The 17,648-nt window shown below is 68.9% G+C and carries 17 protein-coding genes; 2 read left to right on the forward strand and 15 right to left on the reverse strand.

Annotation, left to right across the window (positions count from 1 at the left end; translation table 11 throughout):
- Positions 1-146 precede the first annotated feature (146 nt).
- A complete protein-coding gene (gene hisS, locus GD1_RS21045) occupies positions 147-1,412 on the reverse strand; it encodes a histidine--tRNA ligase (RefSeq protein ID WP_059039430.1) in 1,266 nt (421 codons plus the stop codon).
- Complete coding sequence (locus GD1_RS21050; RefSeq protein ID WP_059039431.1) at positions 1,409-2,182, reverse strand: MBL fold metallo-hydrolase; 774 nt, start codon at positions 2,180-2,182, stop codon at positions 1,409-1,411. Before GD1_RS21050 ends, hisS begins: the two co-directional genes overlap by 4 nt.
- 169 nt (positions 2,183-2,351) lie before the next feature.
- On the opposite strand from GD1_RS21050, the gene GD1_RS21055 reads away from it, so the two are divergent.
- On the forward strand, positions 2,352-3,302 hold the full coding sequence (locus tag GD1_RS21055) for a peptidylprolyl isomerase (RefSeq protein ID WP_059039432.1): 951 nt from the start codon (positions 2,352-2,354) through the stop codon (positions 3,300-3,302).
- A 114-nt stretch (positions 3,303-3,416) separates the two neighbouring features.
- On the opposite strand, the gene GD1_RS21060 is transcribed toward GD1_RS21055, so the two are convergent.
- From GD1_RS21060 to ruvC, 9 genes are all read right to left on the reverse strand, one after another.
- Entirely contained in the window at positions 3,417-5,873 is a 2,457-nt protein-coding gene (locus GD1_RS21060) for a RelA/SpoT family protein (RefSeq protein ID WP_059039433.1), read from the reverse strand.
- A gap of 175 nt (positions 5,874-6,048) precedes the next feature.
- A complete protein-coding gene (locus GD1_RS21065) occupies positions 6,049-6,615 on the reverse strand; it encodes an adenine phosphoribosyltransferase (protein ID WP_053776543.1) in 567 nt (188 codons plus the stop codon).
- Between the two features lie 41 nt (positions 6,616-6,656).
- Entirely contained in the window at positions 6,657-8,372 is a 1,716-nt protein-coding gene (locus tag GD1_RS21070) for an ABC transporter substrate-binding protein (RefSeq protein ID WP_083534568.1), read from the reverse strand.
- 11 nt (positions 8,373-8,383) lie between these two features.
- Positions 8,384-9,595, reverse strand: coding sequence for a protein translocase subunit SecF (secF, locus tag GD1_RS21075; RefSeq protein ID WP_059039434.1), 1,212 nt, complete (start codon positions 9,593-9,595; stop codon positions 8,384-8,386).
- Positions 9,592-11,250 carry a protein translocase subunit SecD gene (secD, locus tag GD1_RS21080; RefSeq protein WP_083534570.1) on the reverse strand — a complete coding sequence of 553 codons (1,659 nt, stop codon included), beginning with the start codon at positions 11,248-11,250 and terminating at the stop codon, positions 9,592-9,594. Before secD ends, secF begins: the two co-directional genes overlap by 4 nt.
- Before the next feature lie 204 nt (positions 11,251-11,454).
- Positions 11,455-11,844, reverse strand: coding sequence for a preprotein translocase subunit YajC (yajC, locus tag GD1_RS21085; RefSeq protein ID WP_053776463.1), 390 nt, complete (start codon positions 11,842-11,844; stop codon positions 11,455-11,457).
- A 115-nt stretch (positions 11,845-11,959) separates the two neighbouring features.
- On the reverse strand, positions 11,960-13,078 hold the full coding sequence (gene ruvB / locus GD1_RS21090) for a Holliday junction branch migration DNA helicase RuvB (RefSeq protein WP_053776462.1): 1,119 nt from the start codon (positions 13,076-13,078) through the stop codon (positions 11,960-11,962).
- Positions 13,075-13,674 (reverse strand): Holliday junction branch migration protein RuvA, encoded by a 600-nt coding sequence (gene ruvA, locus GD1_RS21095; RefSeq protein WP_053776461.1) that lies wholly within the window; start codon positions 13,672-13,674, stop codon positions 13,075-13,077. The genes ruvB and ruvA overlap by 4 nt, the downstream gene beginning before the upstream one ends.
- Entirely contained in the window at positions 13,671-14,261 is a 591-nt protein-coding gene (gene ruvC, locus GD1_RS21100) for a crossover junction endodeoxyribonuclease RuvC (protein ID WP_059039441.1), read from the reverse strand. Before ruvC ends, ruvA begins: the two co-directional genes overlap by 4 nt.
- Positions 14,262-14,361: 100 nt before the next feature.
- Here ruvC and GD1_RS21105 point away from each other — a divergent pair, with 100 nt between their 5' ends.
- Positions 14,362-14,970: a nucleoside/nucleotide kinase family protein gene (locus tag GD1_RS21105; protein ID WP_059039436.1), complete on the forward strand. Its 609-nt coding sequence runs from the start codon at positions 14,362-14,364 to the stop codon at positions 14,968-14,970.
- 40 nt (positions 14,971-15,010) lie between these two features.
- Here the strand turns inward: GD1_RS21105 and GD1_RS21110 are convergent, their stop codons facing one another.
- From GD1_RS21110 to GD1_RS21125, 4 genes are all read right to left on the reverse strand, one after another.
- Complete coding sequence (locus GD1_RS21110) at positions 15,011-15,763, reverse strand: YebC/PmpR family DNA-binding transcriptional regulator (RefSeq protein WP_059039437.1); 753 nt, start codon at positions 15,761-15,763, stop codon at positions 15,011-15,013.
- Positions 15,764-15,849: 86 nt separating this feature from the next.
- Positions 15,850-16,473 carry a pyridoxal 5'-phosphate synthase glutaminase subunit PdxT gene (gene pdxT, locus GD1_RS21115; RefSeq protein ID WP_059039438.1) on the reverse strand — a complete coding sequence of 208 codons (624 nt, stop codon included), beginning with the start codon at positions 16,471-16,473 and terminating at the stop codon, positions 15,850-15,852.
- A gap of 8 nt (positions 16,474-16,481) precedes the next feature.
- A complete protein-coding gene (locus GD1_RS21120; RefSeq protein WP_059039439.1) occupies positions 16,482-17,336 on the reverse strand; it encodes an acyl-CoA thioesterase in 855 nt (284 codons plus the stop codon).
- A 25-nt stretch (positions 17,337-17,361) separates the two neighbouring features.
- The coding region (locus tag GD1_RS21125) for a response regulator transcription factor (protein ID WP_169798208.1) at positions 17,362-17,648 on the reverse strand (287 nt) is incomplete at its 5' end.

Here is a 17,648-nt window from a genome sequence, read left to right on the forward strand (position 1 = left end):
CACGCCTCGTCGCTGCGCTCCTCGTCGGCTCAACCACCGTAAAAGCGACGCAACCACCTCGGAGGTGCCGGCGTCGACGACGTCGACCCTCCGCGCCCATCGGCTCAACCGCCGTCTCCGACTTGCCTATTCGGCAGGGTTTCGGTTCACCCGAGCAGGCCGCGGACCTCGTCGACGATGCCGTCCAACGACACCTTGTGCTGTTCGCCGTTGGTGAGGTTCTTCACCTCGATGGTGCGCTCCTCGAGCTCGCGGTCACCGAGGACCAGTGCGATGCGCGCGCCGGAACGGTCGGCGGCCTTCATCGCACCCTTGAGGCCGCGGTCGCCGTAGGCGAGGTCGACGCTGATCCCGGCGCTGCGCAACTGACCTGCCACGCCGACCAACTCGGCCTTCGCGTCGGATCCGAGCGGGACGCCGAACACCTGGCATCGTGCGGCATCCGCGCCGGCGACACCCTCGGCCTCCATCGCCAGCATGGTGCGGTCCACGCCGATGCCGAAGCCGATGCCCGACAGGTCCTGCTTGCCGCCGATCTGACGCATCAGACCGTCGTAGCGACCACCGCCACCGATCCCCGACTGTGCGCCGAGACCGTCGTGCACGAACTCGAAGGTGGTCTTGGTGTAGTAGTCCAGGCCGCGCACCAGACGCGGGTTGAGCTCATAGGGCACACCGAGCCGCTTGAGGTGGGTGAGCACGGTGTCGAAGTGTGCGCGGGCGTCGTCGCCGAGGTAGTCCAGCAGCAGCGGGGCGTCGGCGGTCGCCTCCTTGATCTCCGGGCGCTTGTCGTCGAGCACGCGCAGCGGATTGATCTCGGCGCGCTTGCGGGTCGGCTCGTCGAGGTCGAGTCCGAACAGGAACTGCTGCAAGGCCTCCCGATAGCGGGGACGGCTCTCGTCGTCGCCCAGTGAGGTGATCTCCAGCCGGAACCCCGACAACCCGAGACGGCGGTAACCCTCGTCGGCGATCGCGATGACCTCGGCGTCGAGGGCCGGATCGTCGACGCCGATCGCCTCGACACCGACCTGCTGCAACTGCCGGTACCGGCCGGTCTGCGGCTTTTCGTAGCGGAAGAACGGTCCGGCATAGCAGAGCTTCACCGGCAGCTGTCCCCGATCGAGGCCGTGCTGGATGACCGAACGCATCACCCCGGCGGTGCCCTCGGGACGCAGCGTCACCGAACGGTCACCGCGGTCGGCGAAGGTGTACATCTCCTTGCTGACGACGTCGGTGGACTCGCCGACACCGCGAGCGAACAGCGCGGTGTCCTCGAACACCGGCAGCTCGATGTGCCCGTAGCCGGCGCGGCGGGCGGCGTCGGTGAGCGTGTCGCGCACCTTGCGGAAGTCCGCGGAGTTCGGCGGGTAGTAGTCCGGGATACCGCGGGGTGCCGCGAATTCTGCGCTCACAGTCCGAATCGTCCCTTCTTCGACGTGTCTGTGGTCTGGCCGGTCTGGGCGGGGCCCGGGGTCAATCCGGTCAGGAACGGATTGGTCGCACGTTCCTGACCGATCGAGGTCTGCGGGCCGTGCCCGGGCAACACCTGCGTGTGGTCGGGCCTGGGCAGCAGGCGCTGCGCGATCGAGTCGAGCAGCTGCTGATAGTTGCCGCCGGGCAGGTCGGTGCGTCCGATCGACCCGGAGAACAGTACGTCACCGCTGAAACACACCGGGACCGTGGTGGTCTCCGCCGAGTCGGCGACGTCACCGGCATCCGGGGCCTCGGCGGGCACCTCGACGTCGAGGGTCAGCAGCACCGACCCCTGGGTGTGGCCGGGAGCATGGTCGACGGCCACTCGCAGGCCGGCGATCTCGACGTCCTCACCGTCGACGAACTCGACGACCTTCTCCGGTTCCCGGAACACCATCGACCCGATCAGATTGCCCAGCGCATGCCCCAGCCCCACCCCGGGATCGGCCAGCATCGGACGGTCGTCGGGGTGGATGTAGGCGGGGATGGAGTACTCGTCGCACAGCTCGGTGGCATTCCACGTGTGATCGAGGTGTCCGTGGGTCAGCAGGACCGCCACCGGCGTCAGCTCGTACTCGGCCAGCAGTTCACGCACCTTGGGGGCCGCGTCCTGGCCGGGATCGATGATCAGGGCGTCACTGCCCCGGTCGGCGGCCACGATGTAGCAGTTCGTCTGGAACATTCCCGCCGGGAACCCCGTGATCACCATCCCTCCATTGTGGCGCAACGTCCGGTTCGGCTTGCGTGGTGGTCGGGGTTGGGTGCCGCCCGGCGGCATCCGAACAGCCGACGCGCCGACACCCTGGTGAGCGAACTCTCAGAAAGAACTGGCACACTTGCGAGTCGATACCGTCGAGGTTCAGGAGGGATCCACCAGCGTGTCCACCAACGAGGAACGCCGCGAGGCCGCCAAGCGAAAGCTGGAGGAGCGTCTCGAACGGGAGCACCAGGCGGCACGTAAGCGCAAGATCGTCATCGGATCGGTGTCGGGGGTCGTCGTCGTCGCGATCGTCGCCGTGGCCACCTATTTCATCGTCGACAAGATCCAGACCGACCGCTTCAACGCGGCGCACGTGACGTGTGATTACACCAAGGTGCCCAGCCGGTTCGACCAGATCAACACCGAGGTCCCCGAGCAGATCACCGATCCCGCGCAGCGCAAGCTCTACCAGGAGCAGATCGACAAGCTGCTCGCCGGCAAGGGCAAGCAGAAGACCTCGCCCGAGCCCGACGCGACGCAGGCCAAGGACGGCACGTCGACGCTGACCGTGGACACCACCCAGGGCGTCATCCCGATCGAGCTCAACCGCAGCGGCGCACCGTGTAACACCGGCGCGGTGATCTCGCTGGCCGACAACAAGTACTACGACGGCACCACCTGCCATCGGATGACGACCGCCGAGCTCAAGGTGCTGCAGTGCGGCGACCCCACCGGCACCGGTGCCGGTGGCCCGGGCTGGACCAGCCCCGACGAGCCGCCGACCAACCTGAAGTCGGCCGGTGACGCCAACCCGATGACCGGGCAGCAGCCGGTCATCTACCCGCGCGGCACCGTCGCCATCGCCAACAGCGGTCAGGCACAGCAGGGTGAGAGCAACTCCGGCGGCGCGGCCCAGTTCTTCGTCATGATCCAGGACTCCACGCTCCCCGCGAGCTATGCGGTGGTCGGCCATGTGGAGCCGGCCGGTATGGAGATCGTCGACAAGGTGTTCAAGGGCGGTATCAATCCGGGTCTGACCACCAACCAGACCACCGGTGCGATCGAGCCGGCCACCTCCGACGGCACCCCGAAGCTGCCGGTGACGATCAACAGCGCCACCGTGTCCTGATCGGACACACCCCCGGACAAGCGAGAGCGCCGGTGACCTCCACGGTCACCGGCGCTCTCGTCTGTTCGGGTCCGATCAGGGCGTCACGCACGCCCGCCTACCTCCCCGCCGGCCTCACGCCGCCGACGTCACCCGGTACACGTCGTAGACACCCTCGACGTTGCGCACCACGTTGAGGACATGGCCGAGGTGCTTGGGGTCGCCCATCTCGAAGGTGAACTTGGACACCGCAACCCGGTCACGGCTGGTGGTCACCGACGCCGACAGGATGTTGACCCGCTCGTCGGCGAGCACCTTGGTGACATCCGACAGCAGACGATGCCGGTCGAGCGCCTCCACCTGGATGGCGACGAGGAACACCGACTCCGGCGACGGCGCCCACGACACCGGGATGATCCGTTCGGCCTGGTCCTGCAACGACGCCGCGTTGGTGCAGTCGGTGCGGTGCACGCTGATCCCACCGCCGCGGGTGACGAAGCCGAGGATCTCGTCGCCGGGCACCGGGGTGCAGCACTTGGCGAGTTTGATCATCACGTTGTCGACGCCCTCGACCACCACACCGGCGTCACCGCCCTGGCGGGGTCGTGCGGTCATCGTCGACGGGGTGGACCGTTCGGCGATCGCCTCGGTGGCCTCGTCGATCCCGCCGAGTGCGGCGACGAGGCGGTTGACCACGTGCCGGGCCGACACATGGTTCTCGCCGATGGCGGCGTAGAGCGCGGTGACGTCGGCGTAACGCAGTTCCTTGGCGACCGCCGCCATCGAATCGGCACTCATCAGACGCTGCAGAGGCAGTCCGCCGCGCCGCACCTCCTTGGTGATGGCCTCCTTGCCGGTCTCGAGCGCCTCCTCGCGGCGTTCCTTGGCGAACCACTGCCGGATCTTGGCCTTGGCCCGCGGCGAGACGACGAAGTTCTGCCAGTCCTTGCTCGGTCCGGCGTTGGCGGCCTTCGAGGTGAACACCTCGACCACCTCACCGTTCTCGAGCTGTCGTTCGAGTGCGACGAGCCGGCCGTTGACGCGGGCACCGATACATCGATGCCCCACCTCGGTGTGCACCGCGTAGGCGAAGTCGACCGGGGTGGACCCGGCGGGCAGCGTGACCACATCCCCCTTGGGGGTGAACACGAAGATCTCCTTGACCGCGAGGTCGAAGCGCAGCGACTCGAGGAACTCCCCCGGGTCGGCGGCCTCACGCTGCCAGTCGAGCAGCTGCCGCATCCAGGCCATGTCGTCGATCTCGGCGGAGTCGGAACGACGGCCCTTGCGGTCCTTGTAGCCGCTCTCCTTGTACCGCCAGTGCGCCGCGATGCCGAACTCGGCGGTGCGGTGCATGTCGTGGGTGCGGATCTGCACCTCGAGGGGTTTGCCCTCGGGGCCGATCACGGTGGTGTGTAGCGACTGGTAGACACCGAACCGCGGCTGGGCGATGTAGTCCTTGAACCGGCCGGCCATCGGCTGCCACAGCGAGTGCACGACGCCCACCGCGGCATAGCAGTCGCGGACCTCGTCGCACAGGATGCGCATGCCGACCAGATCGTGGATGTCGTCGAAGTCTCGGCCCTTGACGATCATCTTCTGATAGATCGACCAGTAGTGCTTGGGCCGGCCCTCGACGGTGGCCGAGATCTTCGCCGCGCCCAACGCGTTGTTGATGTCGGCCCGCACCCGCGCCAGATAGGTGTCGCGTGAGGGTGCACGGTCGGCGACCAGCCGCACGATCTCCTCGTACCGCTTGGGATGCAGGATCGCGAACGACAGGTCCTCGAGCTCCCACTTGACGGTCGCCATCCCGAGGCGATGCGCCAGCGGTGCGATCACCTCGAGGGTCTCGCGGGCCTTGCGCGCCTGCTTCTCCGGCGGCAGGAACCGCATGGTGCGCATGTTGTGCAACCGGTCGGCGACCTTGATCACCAGCACCCGCGGATCACGGGCCATCGCGATGATCATCTTGCGGATGGTCTCGGCCTCGGCGGCACTGCCGAGCGCCACCTTGTCGAGTTTGGTCACCCCGTCGACCAGGTGTGCCACCTCGGCACCGAAGTCCTTCTCGAGCTCGTCGAGTCCGTAGCCGGTGTCCTCGACGGTGTCGTGGAGCAGGGCCGCGACCAGCGTCGTGGTGTCCATCCCGAGGTCGGCGAGGATCGTGGCCACCGCGAGCGGATGGGTGATGTAGGGATCACCGGACTTGCGGTTCTGCCCGCGATGGCGTTCCTCGGCGACGTCGTAGGCCCGTTGCAGGGTGGCGACGTCGGCCTTCGGGTAGATCTCGCGATGCAGGGCGACCAGCGGTTCGAGCACCGGCCGGACCGGTCCCCGGGTGGCCGTCATCCGGCGGGCCAGCCGCGCCCGCACGCGCCGTGACGCCGACGAATGCTGCGGGACCGCACCGCCGGTACCCACACCGTTGCCGCTCACAGCGTCGGTGTCGGCGCCTGCGGACCTACCCGTGGATGCCGTACCCGGTGCGGTCGTGACCGGGGGCGCAGTCGCAGGTGTTGCCGGTGTGACCCCGTTCTCGGGCGCGCCGGGCGCGGCGAGACGGCCTGCGGAGTTCGGCTCGTCGGCCATGGGACCTCCCAACGTCGGTCACGGATGCAGTCATCTGCATGACACCGGACCCATCCGATTCTAGTCCGCTGCCTCATCCGTCCCCGCTCGGATGGGGCAGGCGACCGGCCGGCCCCGACGCCGTCCACATCACGCGCCGGCATCGATCCAGGTGAGCGTGATCCGGCCGGGACGCTCAGTCCAGGGTGACGCTGTGCACCGGGACGTCGCCGAGTCCGGCGGCGATGGTCTCGCGGCCGCCGAGGCCGGCGAGCTCCATGATCACCGCGAAGCCGATCACCTCGGCACCCGCCTGTTCGAGCAGCCGGGCGGCGGCCACCGATGTGCCGCCGGTGGCCAGCACGTCGTCGACGACGAGCACCCGGCGTCCGACGAGTTCGATGCCGTCGGCCGGGATCTCCAGGCGGGCGGTGCCGTACTCGAGCTGGTAGTCGATCGCGATCACCGGCGGGGGCAGTTTGCCGCCCTTGCGCACGGCGAGCACACCGACCTGCAGTTCGCGGGCGACGGCGCCGCCCAGCAGGAAGCCGCGGGCGTCGATGCCGGCGACCAGGTCCACGCGGCTGCACCCGTGGGTCAGGGCGGTGACGATCGCCGACAGTCCCTCCGGGTCGGCCAGGACCGGGGTGAGGTCCTTGAAGGCGATGCCGGGCTTCGGGAAGTCGGCGACGCGTCGTGCCCGATCGGCGATCGCCGCCCGCGCCCGTGCCAGGGCGTCGGCGGTGACGTCGTGCGCCACCATCGAGCCCGGGTCCGACGATTCCGATGTCCGCGGTTCACGCGTCACCTGAGTACCCACCGATCCATGTTCCATCCTGTTCCGTTCCGGCCGAGGCCGGCGACGACATTGCCGACCCGATCATTCCACCGGTGCACCCGAGGGGATGCGAACAGGGGGATGGACGGGACCTGATCCCATGCCGCACGTTCGATCGTGCGCACCAGGCCGAGCCGCTCGGATTCCAGGCTGGCCACCGCCAGCTCGTCGATCGCGCGGGTGGCATCGGCATTGCGGTAATTGCCCAGGTCGAGAGGGTCTCCGCCACGCAACTGGTAGGCATCGCGGATGGGGTCGGCGGCGCCCGCGGCGGCAAACGACGCCCCGTTGGCCACGAGCAGCGCGTCGGCCGCGGTGCCCAGCGCACCCGGCGCAATCGTGTCGGAGGACACGTCGGTCACCGTGATGCCGGCCCGTTTGCACGACTCCCCGATCGCGGTGACCATCTGCTGCCATCGCGGGGTGGGTGCCAGATATCCGATGCGTACGGTCCGGGCCGCCGGTCGGGCGGTGCCGTCGTCGGCGGTGCCGGCCGCGTCGGCGAGCAGCGTGCGGGTGCGCTCGAGGTCGGGCCGCAGGTACTGCCGGCCGAACTCGCCGTTGAGGCTGCCGGCGAGGTCGTCGGCGGGCGCCAGGGTACGCAGATTCCACATCTGGGCGCCCTGCCCGAACTGCCTGGCCAGGGCGTCGCGGGGTACGCAGGAGGCGAAGGCCCGGCGCACCCGGACGTCACCGAAGACACCCTTGCCCGACAACACCAGTCCCTCGACGCCGAGCGCATCGCCGGGTGCCCCGGTGGCCGAGGCGTTGACCGCGGCGGTCCCGGTGTCGGTGTCGTCGTCCTGGGCGATCATGCCCGCGGTGACGTCGACGACGTCGTGGCCGCCCTCGGACAGCCGGCGCGCCGGATCCGAGCCGCGCCCCCAGACGACGACGCGGTCGGTGGCGGCCCGGTCTCCCCACCACGCGTCGTTGCGGACCAGGACGAGTCCCTCGGAGATCGAGTACCGGTCGATCCGGTACGGACCCGACGCCGGGAACGTCGCGGTGTCGATCGGGCCGGGCTTCAGGTCGAAGCCGGTGTTCCAGGCCGCTGCGATCTTCTTGACGGTCGGCGCGTTGCGGGTGCGGATCGGCGCGATCACGTCACCGATGCCCGCGGTCCGGGCCACCACGTGCGCGGGCAGCAGGGCGCCCGCACCGAACAGCGACAACCAGTCGCGGTAGTCCCGGCCGGCGGCGAACGTCACGGTCGCGGCCTTGTCACCCGGGTTGCACGCGACGTCGTCGATGTCGCGGTAGCCGGCGGTGGTGGCCGGGGTGAAACCCGGGTACCGGCCGCTCATCGCCGCCCAGGCCAGGACCAGGTCGTCACAGTCGAGCGGTTGCCCGTCGGAGAACGCGGCCTGCGGGGTGAACTCGTACCGCAAGGTCAGCCGGTTACCGGGTTCGCGGGTGACCGTACCGATGTCGCGGTCGGGGGTGACCTGTCCGGCGTTGCCGAGCAGGCTGAATCCGGGCAGCACACGGGTGGTGGCCATCAGCACACCGTCGGCGTTGCCGTCGACGGTGTTCGCGTTGTAGCTGCTGATGTCGGCGTCGACCACGTAGTTGACGGTCGGCGGTATGTCCTCACCACAGGCCGAGGCCAGCCCGGTGACGGCGGCGCACGCCGTCACCGCGGCGGCGATGCGGATGCGCTGCCGACCGATCCAAGTCACGTCTGCCGACCCTAGTGCTTGCGACGCCGTTTCCCGGTGGGCACCGCGGTCGTGTCGTCGTCGGTGGCGCGTGCCCGGCGCGAGCGGGCCGGACCCGCGGCCGCCCGCACCGCGTCGGGGTTCTCCCCCGCGTCGATGGCGGCACGACGGGCCAGCACGCGTGCGGTGTGCTTGGAGATGTCGGCGCGACGTTCCTTGAGCGTCACCAGCAGCGGCGCGGCCAGGAAGATCGACGAGTAGGTGCCCACCACGACGCCCACGAGCTGGATCAGCGCCAGGTCCTTGAGCGTGCCCACGCCGAGCAGCCACACCGCGATCACCATCAGCGCGATGATCGGCAGCACCGAGATGACGGTGGTGTTGATCGACCGCATGAGTGTCTGGTTGATCGCCAGGTTGGCCTGCTCACCGTAGGTGCGGCGGGTGGTCTGCAACACCGAGCGGGTGTTCTCCGACACCTTGTCGAACACGACGACGGTGTCGTACAGGGAGAAGCCGAGGATGGTGAGCAGACCGATGACGGTCGCCGGGGTCACCTCGAAGCCGACCAGCGAGTACACGCCTGCGGTGCACACGATGTCGAACAGCAACGATGCCAGCGCCGCCAGGGACATCTCCCGGTCGAAGCGCACCGCGATGTAGACGAAGACGATCACCAGGAACACCACGAGGGCGATCAGCATCTTCTGGGTGATCTCCTTGCCCCACGTGGAGCTGACCTCGGAGATACTGACATCGGCGGTCTGCACCGACGGGAACGCGTCGGTCAGCGCGACGGTGACGGCGCGGGCCTGCTCGACGCTCAGCGCGTCGGTGCGCACCTGCACGGTCTGGCTGGAACCGGAGCCGGCGGTCTGCACCGAGTCCGGCGCCTTGTCGATGGCCTTGCCGACGACGTCCTCGACCGACTGGCTGGTGACACCCTGCGACACCGGGATGGAGATCTGGGTGCCGCCCTCGAAGTCGATGCCGAAGGTGAAGCCGCGGATCGCCATCGACAGGATGCAGATCGCCAGGATCACGCCGGTGACGAGGTACCACATGCGGCGTTTGCCGACGATCTCGAAGGCGCCGGTACCGGTGTAGAGCCGCGACAGGAACGAGCGTGAGGTGTCGGCGCGGAAATCCGCGTCCGAACCGGTGGTCGGATCGGCCGCAGCATCGGCCACAGAATCCGCCGGGCCGGCCGAGGTGCGCGTGTTCGCGCCGTTACCGCTGGTCATTTCGACGATCCTTCCGCGGGCGCGGGCTCGGTGGTGGCCTCGGTGGACTTCTGCATCTTCGCGACGCGATCGGCGCGTTCGATCCGACGCTGCCGGGCGACCTCGCTGACCGCACCGAGACCGTTGATCTTGGGACGGGACAGGAACTCCGAGCGGCTGGCCAGGACGACCATCGGATGGGTGACCAGGAACACCACGACGATGTCGAGGATGGTGGTCAGACCCAGGGTGAACGCGAAGCCGCGCACCTCACCGACGGCCAGGATGTAGATGACCGCGGCGGCGATGAAGCTGACCGCGTTACCCGACCAGATGGTGCGGCGGGCCGATGCCCAGCCGCGTGGTACGGCGGACCGGAAACTTCGTCCCTCACGCATCTCGTCCTTGATGCGTTCGAAGTAGACGACGAAGGAGTCGGCGGTCATGCCGATACCGATGATCAGACCGGCGATCCCGGCGAGGTCGAGGGTGAACCCGATCCAGCGTCCGAGCAGCACGATGATGCCGTAGACCATCACCAGCGACAGCAACAGCGACAGGACGGTCAGGAAGCCGAGCATCCGGTAGTACGCGAGCGCGTAGATCAGCACCGCGATCAGGCCGACCGCACCGGCGATCAGACCGGCGCGCAGCGACGACAGGCCCAGGGTGGCCGACACGGTCTCGGCGTCGGAGGTGGAGAACGACAGCGGCAGCGAACCGTACTTCAGCACGTTGGCCAGATCGGTGGCCTCGGCCTCGGTGAACGGGTTGCCGGTGATCTGGGTGGCGCCGGTGATCGCCTGGTTGATCACCGGGGCCGACACGACGCGGGTGTCGAGGGTGAAGGCGGTCTGCTTGCCGACGTTGTTGGCGGTGTACTGCGGCCACGTCTTGGCGGCGTCGCCCTTGTACTCGAGGCTGACGACCCACTCGCCGGTGTCGGGCTGGGTGCCCGAGCTGGCCGACTTGATGTCGCGGCCGTCGATGATCTTCGGTTCGAGCAGGTAGACGGTCTTACCGTCGGTGGAACACGCCACCAGGTACTGGTTCGGGTCGTCGTTGCCCAGCAACGGGTCGTTGGAACCGGGGGCGCAGTCCATCTTGGCCATGTACTGCTGCAACGCCTCGGTGTTGGCACCGGCCGGGACCTGCCGCAGCTTCTTCTGCTCGGCGATCGCCGCGGCGACCTGGTCGGCGGGCAGGTTCTCGGTCTCGTCGCCGGCGTTCTGCTCGGTCTGCTGTTGCGGTGTCGCCGGCACCGAGGTGAGCACCGGACGCACGTACAGGCGCGCGGTCTGACCCAGCGACTTGGCCTGCGAACCGTCCTGGCCGGGCACCGTGATGATCAGGTTGCTGCCGGAGACCACGACCTCCGAGCCACTCACACCCAGGCCGTTGACGCGCTGTTCGATGATCTGCTTGGCCTGGTTGAGCTGGTCACGGCTGGGCTGCTGGCCGTTCTCGGTGCGCGCGGTCAGCGTGACGCGCGTGCCGCCCTGCAGGTCGATGCCGAGTTTGGGCTCCAGGGAGCCGCCGCCGGTGAAGAAGATCAGGAGATAGACCAGGGCCAGAAGCGCGATGAACGCCGAGAGTGGCTGCCACGGTGGGACCTCACGTGAGGTGGACCGCTTCTGCGCAGCACCCTTCTGGGCGGCCCGGCGGGGGGTTGTCACGGTGTTCTCGATCTCCTCTGTACTGACGGTCGACTCCGACACTGACGGTCTACACCGGCTCTGACGGTCAACACCGGCGCCGCCACTCTACTGCTCCGTCAGATGCGTGTCGGCAACCGACATGCCTCCGCCCCCGGCGGCGCCGGGGGCGGAGATGCGGGACAGCTCAGGTGAGCTGTCCGATTCGTCTGGCCGACGGGCCGATCACTTGTCCGAATCGGCCGAGCTGTCGCCACCCGACTTGTTCAGGTTCGGGCCGTCGAGCGGCGGGGTGTCGAGATCGTCGTCGTCGGTCTCGATCGGGGTGAAGCCCGGGTAGGTCGCGGCGGCATCCTCGGTGAGGACCACACGCATGATCGCGAGGCGGTTCCAGCGGGTCACCACACCGGTGGCGATCTCGACGTCGACGTAATCCGACGACGAGGAGTCGATCACGGTGCCGAACAGACCCGAGGTCAGCTGCACCCGGGTACCGGTCTGCACCGAGTTCTGCATGTCCTGCATCTCGGTCGCGCGCTTCTTCTGCTTGCGCACCGAGAAGAACATGAATGCGACCAGCAGGACCAGCAGCACGGGGAAAAACAGGGATTCCATGGGGAGACGTCTTCCTTCATCACTTCGGTGCGGCCACGTCGGGCCGCACACACACTTCTTCCAGTGTGCCATGCGAGGGCAAGCCCACCGTTCGAACCGCGTCCGAATTGCCCGATCAGATGTCGCCGAACACCGTTCTGGTGTCCACTTCGCGGGGCCGGACCCCGAAGGTGGCGTTCATCGCACCGGCCGGCGGCGTCAGCCCGAGGTGATGCCAGGCTGCGGCGGTGGCGACGCGGCCGCGGGGCGTGCGCGCGATCATCCCGGCTCGCACCAGGAACGGTTCACACACCTCCTCGACCGTCGCCGGCTCCTCCCCGACCGCCACGGCCAGCGTCGACACACCGACCGGGCCACCACCGAATGCCCTGATCAGAGCGTCGAGGACGGCGCGGTCGAGCCGGTCGAAGCCGAGTTCGTCGACGTCGTAGACCGCCAGCGCGGCGCGGGCGATGTCGACGGTGATCACCCCGTCGCCCCGCACCTCGGCGTAGTCACGGACCCGGCGCAGCAGCCGGTTGGCGATACGCGGGGTGCCCCGCGACCGGCTCGCGACCTCGGAGGCGGCGTCGGGGCGCAGATCGATGCCGAGGATGCCGGCCGAACGCCGGAGCACCAGCACCAGCTCATCGGTGTCGTAGAACTCCATGTGCGCGGTGAAGCCGAACCGGTCACGCAGCGGTCCGGTCAGCGATCCGGACCGGGTGGTGGCCCCGACCAGGGTGAACGGTGCGACGTCGAGCGGGATCGAGGTGGCGCCGGGCCCCTTGCCCACCACCACGTCCACCCGGAAATCCTCCATCGCGAGGTAGAGCATCTCCTCGGCGGGACGGGCGATCCGGTGGATCTCGTCGATGAACAGGACGTCACCCTCGATCAGGTTCGACAGCATCGCCGCAAGGTCTCCGGCACGTTCGAGTGCCGGACCCGAGGTGACGCGGATCGCCGACCCCATCTCGGTGGCGATGATCATCGCCAGCGACGTCTTGCCCAGACCCGGGGGCCCCGACAACAAGATGTGGTCGGGGGTCCCGCCACGCTTCTTGGCGCCGTGCAGGACCAGTTCGAGCTGCTCACAGACGCGCGGCTGACCGATGAAGTCGGCCAGCGAGCGCGGCCGCAGGCCCGCGTCGAAGTCGCCGTCGGCCCGTACCGGGGTGGCGCTGACCTCTCGGTCGTCGTGCTCGAGATCATCGTGTTCGACGGCGCCGGGGAGGTCGCCCGGTTCGTTCATGCTGTCCTGCCCAGCCGCTTGAGTGCATGTCGCAACGCCTCGGAGGCGTTGGCGTCGGGATGCTCGGCGAGGACCGCGGCCACCGCCTTCTCCGCCGGGGCCGCGGTGAAGCCGAGGCCGACCAGCGCCTCGGTGACCTGCGGGCCGATCCCGCCCAGTCCGGCCGGTCCGGACCCGCTCGCGGCCTCGGACACCGGCCGGTCGACCTTGTCGCGCAGTTCCACGACCAGGCGCTCGGCCACCCGTTTGCCGATGCCCGGCACGGTGGTCAGCGCCTTGACGTCGGAGTCGGCCAGGGCACGCCGCAGCGCATCGGGGACGAGGACGGCGAGGGTGGCCATGGCCAGACGCGGTCCGACCCCGGTCACCGTCTGCAGCAGGGCGAACAGTGCGCGGGCATCGGGTTCGGTGAACCCGTAGAGGGTCATCGAGTCCTCACGCACGATCATCGTGGTGAGCAGCGTGGTCTCCTCACCACGACGCAGCCGGGAGAGGGTGTCGGGGGTGGCCAGGACGCGGTAACCCACACCGGCACAGTCGATCACGACGTGATCGAGGGCCACCTCGACGACCGGTCCGCGTACCGACGCGATCATGCACTTCTCCCCTCGTCGCCGGTGGTGCGACCGGCCCGGGCCGCGGCGACCCGTTGCTTGTGGATCCTGGCCATCTCGTCGGCCTTGCACTGGGCGGCCGCCATCCGTTCGATCATCGGCCCGCGCCAGCAGTGACAGATGGCCAGGGCCAGGGCGTCGGCGGCGTCGGCCGGACGCGGCTTGGTCTGCATCCCGAGGATACGGGTGACCATGGTGGTGACCTGCGCCTTGTCCGCGCGGCCGCTGCCGGTGACCGCGGCCTTGACCTCCGACGGGGTGTGGAACCGCACGGGGATGTTGCGCTGCCCGGCCGCCAGGGCGATCACACCACCGGCCTGGGCGGTGCCCATCGCGGTGGACACCTGGTTCTGGGCGAACACCCGCTCGATCGCCACCACGTCGGGCTGGTGGACGTCGAGCCAGTGACATGCAGCGGTGTAGACCGCGAGCAGGCGTTCGGCGAGATCCATGTCGCTGGGCGTACGCACCACGTCGACGTCGAGCGCCGTCACCTGCCGACCGTTGCCCGACTCGACCAGTGCGATACCGCACCGGGTCAGGCCGGGGTCGACACCCATCACCCGCAAGACCACACCCCTCTTCCAACGAACAGTTGTTCGAGATCTTACCGAGTGGGTCCGACGGTTGCGCGCACCGACACGGCGCGACGGCCAGACTGGATCGGATATGACCACCTTCCAGCCGAGCACTCCGGACGGACTCGTCGACGCGTGCCTGACCCGGATCCGGGCGATCGCCGGGGTCGGTGTGGTGATCGTCGACGGTCCCTCCCCGACCCGTCCGGGCGAGTTCGCCGACGCCATCGCCCGGCGGCTGCGCGCCGAGGGACGGGCCGCGGGGGTGGTCCACGCCGACGACTACCTGAGGCCGGCGTCGTTGCGTTTCGAGTACGGCCGTACCGATCCGCTGACCTTCCGGGACGGATTCGTCGACCACGCGGGCATCGACCGCGAGGTGATCGACGCCCCGCGCCGACACGGCCGCTGGCTGCCGCGACTGTGGGATGCACAGCGGGACCGCTCGTTTCGCGACTCCCCACAGACAGCGACCGCCGACCAGATCGTGCTGGTCGGCGGTCCGATGCTGCTCGGTCGTGGTCACGACGCGGAGGTGACCATCGCGCTGCGGATGTCGGCGGCGGCGCTACGGCGTCGGCTGCCCGACGACGAGCACTGGACCATCGATCCCCTGCTCGACCATGCCGCGGCCGCCGGGCCCGCCGACATCGAGGTCCGCTACGACCATCCGGCGCGGCCGGCGATCGCCGTGCGGTGATCCCGTGCCGTGCGGTGATCCCGTGGCGTGCGAGACGATGTCAGTCGTCGAGTTCGGCGAGGACCTCGTCGCTGATGTCGACATTGCTGTAGACGTTCTGCACGTCGTCGGAGTCCTCGAGGGCGTCGATCAGCTTGAACACCTTGCGGGCGCCCTCGGCGTCCACCGCGACCTCCACCGAGGCACGGAAGCTGGCCTCGGCCGAGTCGTAGTCGATCCCGGCCTCCTGCAGTGCGGTACGCACGGCGACGAGGTCGGTGGGTTCGCTGACGATCTCGAACTGCTCGCCGAGGTCGGTGACCTCTTCGGCACCGGCATCGAGCACGGCCATGAGGACGTCGTCGTCACTCTGGTCGTTCTTGTCGAGGGTCACCACACCCTTGCGGGTGAACAGATACGCCACCGAGCCCGGGTCGGCCATGTTGCCGCCGTTGCGGGTCATCGCGGTGCGCACCTCACCGGCGGCACGGTTGCGGTTGTCGGTGAGGCACTCGATCAGGATCGCCACACCGTTGGGGCCGTAGCCCTCGTACATGATGGTCTGCCAGTCGGCGCCACCGGCCTCTTCACCGGCGCCGCGCTTGCGCGCACGCTCGATGTTGTCGTTGGGGACCGAGGTCTTCTTGGCCTTCTGGATCGCGTCGTAGAGCGTCGGGTTTCCGGCCGGGTCACCACCGCCCGTACGGGCCGCCACCTCGATGTTCTTGATCAGTTTCGCGAACATCTTGCCGCGCTTGGCGTCGATGACCGCTTTCTTGTGCTTGGTGGTGGCCCATTTGGAATGGCCGCTCATACGTGTTCCGATCCTTCCCGTGCACCGCGACCACCGATGTACGACCGGTCACGGGCAAACCAAATTCCTGACGTCGACAGTCCAGTCTACGGCGCCGGGTGCCGTCGGTGACGCACCATGTCGACGAAATATGCGTGGACCCGCCGATCCCCGGTCACCTCGGGGTGGAACGACGTGGCCAGGACCTGCCCCTGACGGACCGCGACGACGCGTCCGGCGGCCGGGCCGTCGGGCACCTTGGCCAGCACCTCCACCCCGTCGCCGACCTTCTCCACCCACGGTGCGCGGATGAACACCGCGCGCATCGGCACCTCGTCGGTGACGCCGGCGATCTCCAGGTCGGTCTCGAAGGATTCCACCTGACGGCCGAACGCATTGCGTCGCACGGTGATGTCGAGGGCGTCGAGGTGGCGTGCATCGGGGCGGGTGTCGAGGATGTTCGACGCGAGCATGATCATGCCCGCGCACGATCCGTAGGCCGGCAGGCCGTCGGCGAGCCGGGCCCGCAGCGGTTCGTAGAGTCCGAAGACGCCGAGCAGGTGACTCATCGTCGTCGACTCGCCGCCGGGGATGACGATGCCGTCGACCGATTCCAGTTCGGCTGCGCGGCGAACCGTGATCGCCTCGGCGCCTGCGGAGTCGAGCGCGGCGAGATGCTCGCGGACGTCGCCCTGCAGGGCGAGGACACCGATCCGGGGGGTGGGGGTCATGCGCGCGTTCACCGATCCGTCCGGGCGTGTTGGTCGGCGGGCATCAGACGGCCCGTGCGGCTCAGCCCTTCCTGGGTGACCGCGGCGACCATCCGGCCGTTGCGGTCGAAGATCCGGCCCTGGGTCAGTGCGCGTCCGGCGCCGGCCGACGGCGAGGTCTGGTCGTAGAGCAGCCAGTCGTCGGCGCGGAAGGGACGCATGAACCACATGGCGTGGTCGAGGGAGGCGGCCTGCGGTTCGACGCCCGGATGCGGCACCTTCGACGACCCGAGCAGGGTCATGTCGCTCATGTAGGCCAGGGTGCAGACGTGGATCGACTGGTCGTCGGGCAGCGGTTTGCGGTAGCGGAACCACACGCGCTGCTGGGCGGCGAAGTAGTCGGAGGTGACCATCTGATCGGGCGGGACCACCCGCAGATCGAAGTTGGCCCATTCCTTGAGCACGGCGTTGGCGTCGTCGCCGTACTCCTCGATGCGGTCCGGGAGGGTCTCGGGGTCCGGGGCGGGCGGCATCCGGTCCTGGTGTTCGATGCCCTCGTCCTGGGTGACGTGGAACGACGCCGACATCATGAAGATGGCCTCGCCGTCCTGGATACCGGTCACGCGGCGGGTGACGAAGGACCGGCCGTCGCGGATGCGGTCGACCAGGAAGACCGCCGGGATGTCGGGGTTACCGGGCCGCAGGAAGTAGCCGTGCAGCGAGTGGACGGCGAACTCGTCTCCCACCGTCTGCGTCGCCGACACCAGGGCCTGCCCGGCGACCTGTCCGCCGAAGGTGCGGCGCAGATAGCTCTCGAAGGCGCCGCCACGGTAGATGTCGGTCTCGATCCGCTCGACGCGGAGGATGTCCTCGATGTCTGCCACCGGAACAGTATCCCCCACCCATCGCTCAGAGCTCGTCGAGGGAGACCAGCCCGTCCTGCACGGCGCGGGCGACGAGGCCGGCCTTGGTGGGGGCGGCGCGACCGATCTCGGCGTACTTGGCGCGAATCCGGGTGAGGTGGGTGTTGACGGTGCCGAGCGAGATGAACAGCTCCTGGGCCACGGCCGGCTTGGAGTCGACCATCAGCCAGGTGCGCAGCACCTCGATCTCGCGGGTGGTGAGGCTCGGCCGCGGCAGTTCGGGGACGGCCGGGGCCTCGGGCCCGGGGGCGGGCACCGCGCACAGCGGGCGGG

Source organism: Gordonia desulfuricans NBRC 100010, from assembly GCF_001485495.1.
Lineage (GTDB): Bacteria > Actinomycetota > Actinomycetes > Mycobacteriales > Mycobacteriaceae > Gordonia > Gordonia desulfuricans.

Coding starts and splice junctions, on each gene's coding strand:
- pdxT (WP_059039438.1), bottom strand. CDS start 16,473: ATGACCCCCACCCCCCGGATCGGTGTCCTCGCCCTGCAGGGCGACGTC.
- GD1_RS21110 (WP_059039437.1), bottom strand. CDS start 15,763: ATGAGCGGCCATTCCAAATGGGCCACCACCAAGCACAAGAAAGCGGTC.
- yajC (WP_053776463.1), bottom strand. CDS start 11,844: ATGGAATCCCTGTTTTTCCCCGTGCTGCTGGTCCTGCTGGTCGCATTC.
- ruvB (WP_053776462.1), bottom strand. CDS start 13,078: ATGAACGAACCGGGCGACCTCCCCGGCGCCGTCGAACACGATGATCTC.
- GD1_RS21050 (WP_059039431.1), bottom strand. CDS start 2,182: ATGGTGATCACGGGGTTCCCGGCGGGAATGTTCCAGACGAACTGCTAC.
- GD1_RS21105 (WP_059039436.1), top strand. CDS start 14,362: ATGACCACCTTCCAGCCGAGCACTCCGGACGGACTCGTCGACGCGTGC.
- GD1_RS21060 (WP_059039433.1), bottom strand. CDS start 5,873: ATGGCCGACGAGCCGAACTCCGCAGGCCGTCTCGCCGCGCCCGGCGCG.
- secF (WP_059039434.1), bottom strand. CDS start 9,595: ATGACCAGCGGTAACGGCGCGAACACGCGCACCTCGGCCGGCCCGGCG.
- GD1_RS21065 (WP_053776543.1), bottom strand. CDS start 6,615: ATGGTGGCGCACGACGTCACCGCCGACGCCCTGGCACGGGCGCGGGCG.
- ruvA (WP_053776461.1), bottom strand. CDS start 13,674: ATGATCGCGTCGGTACGCGGACCGGTCGTCGAGGTGGCCCTCGATCAC.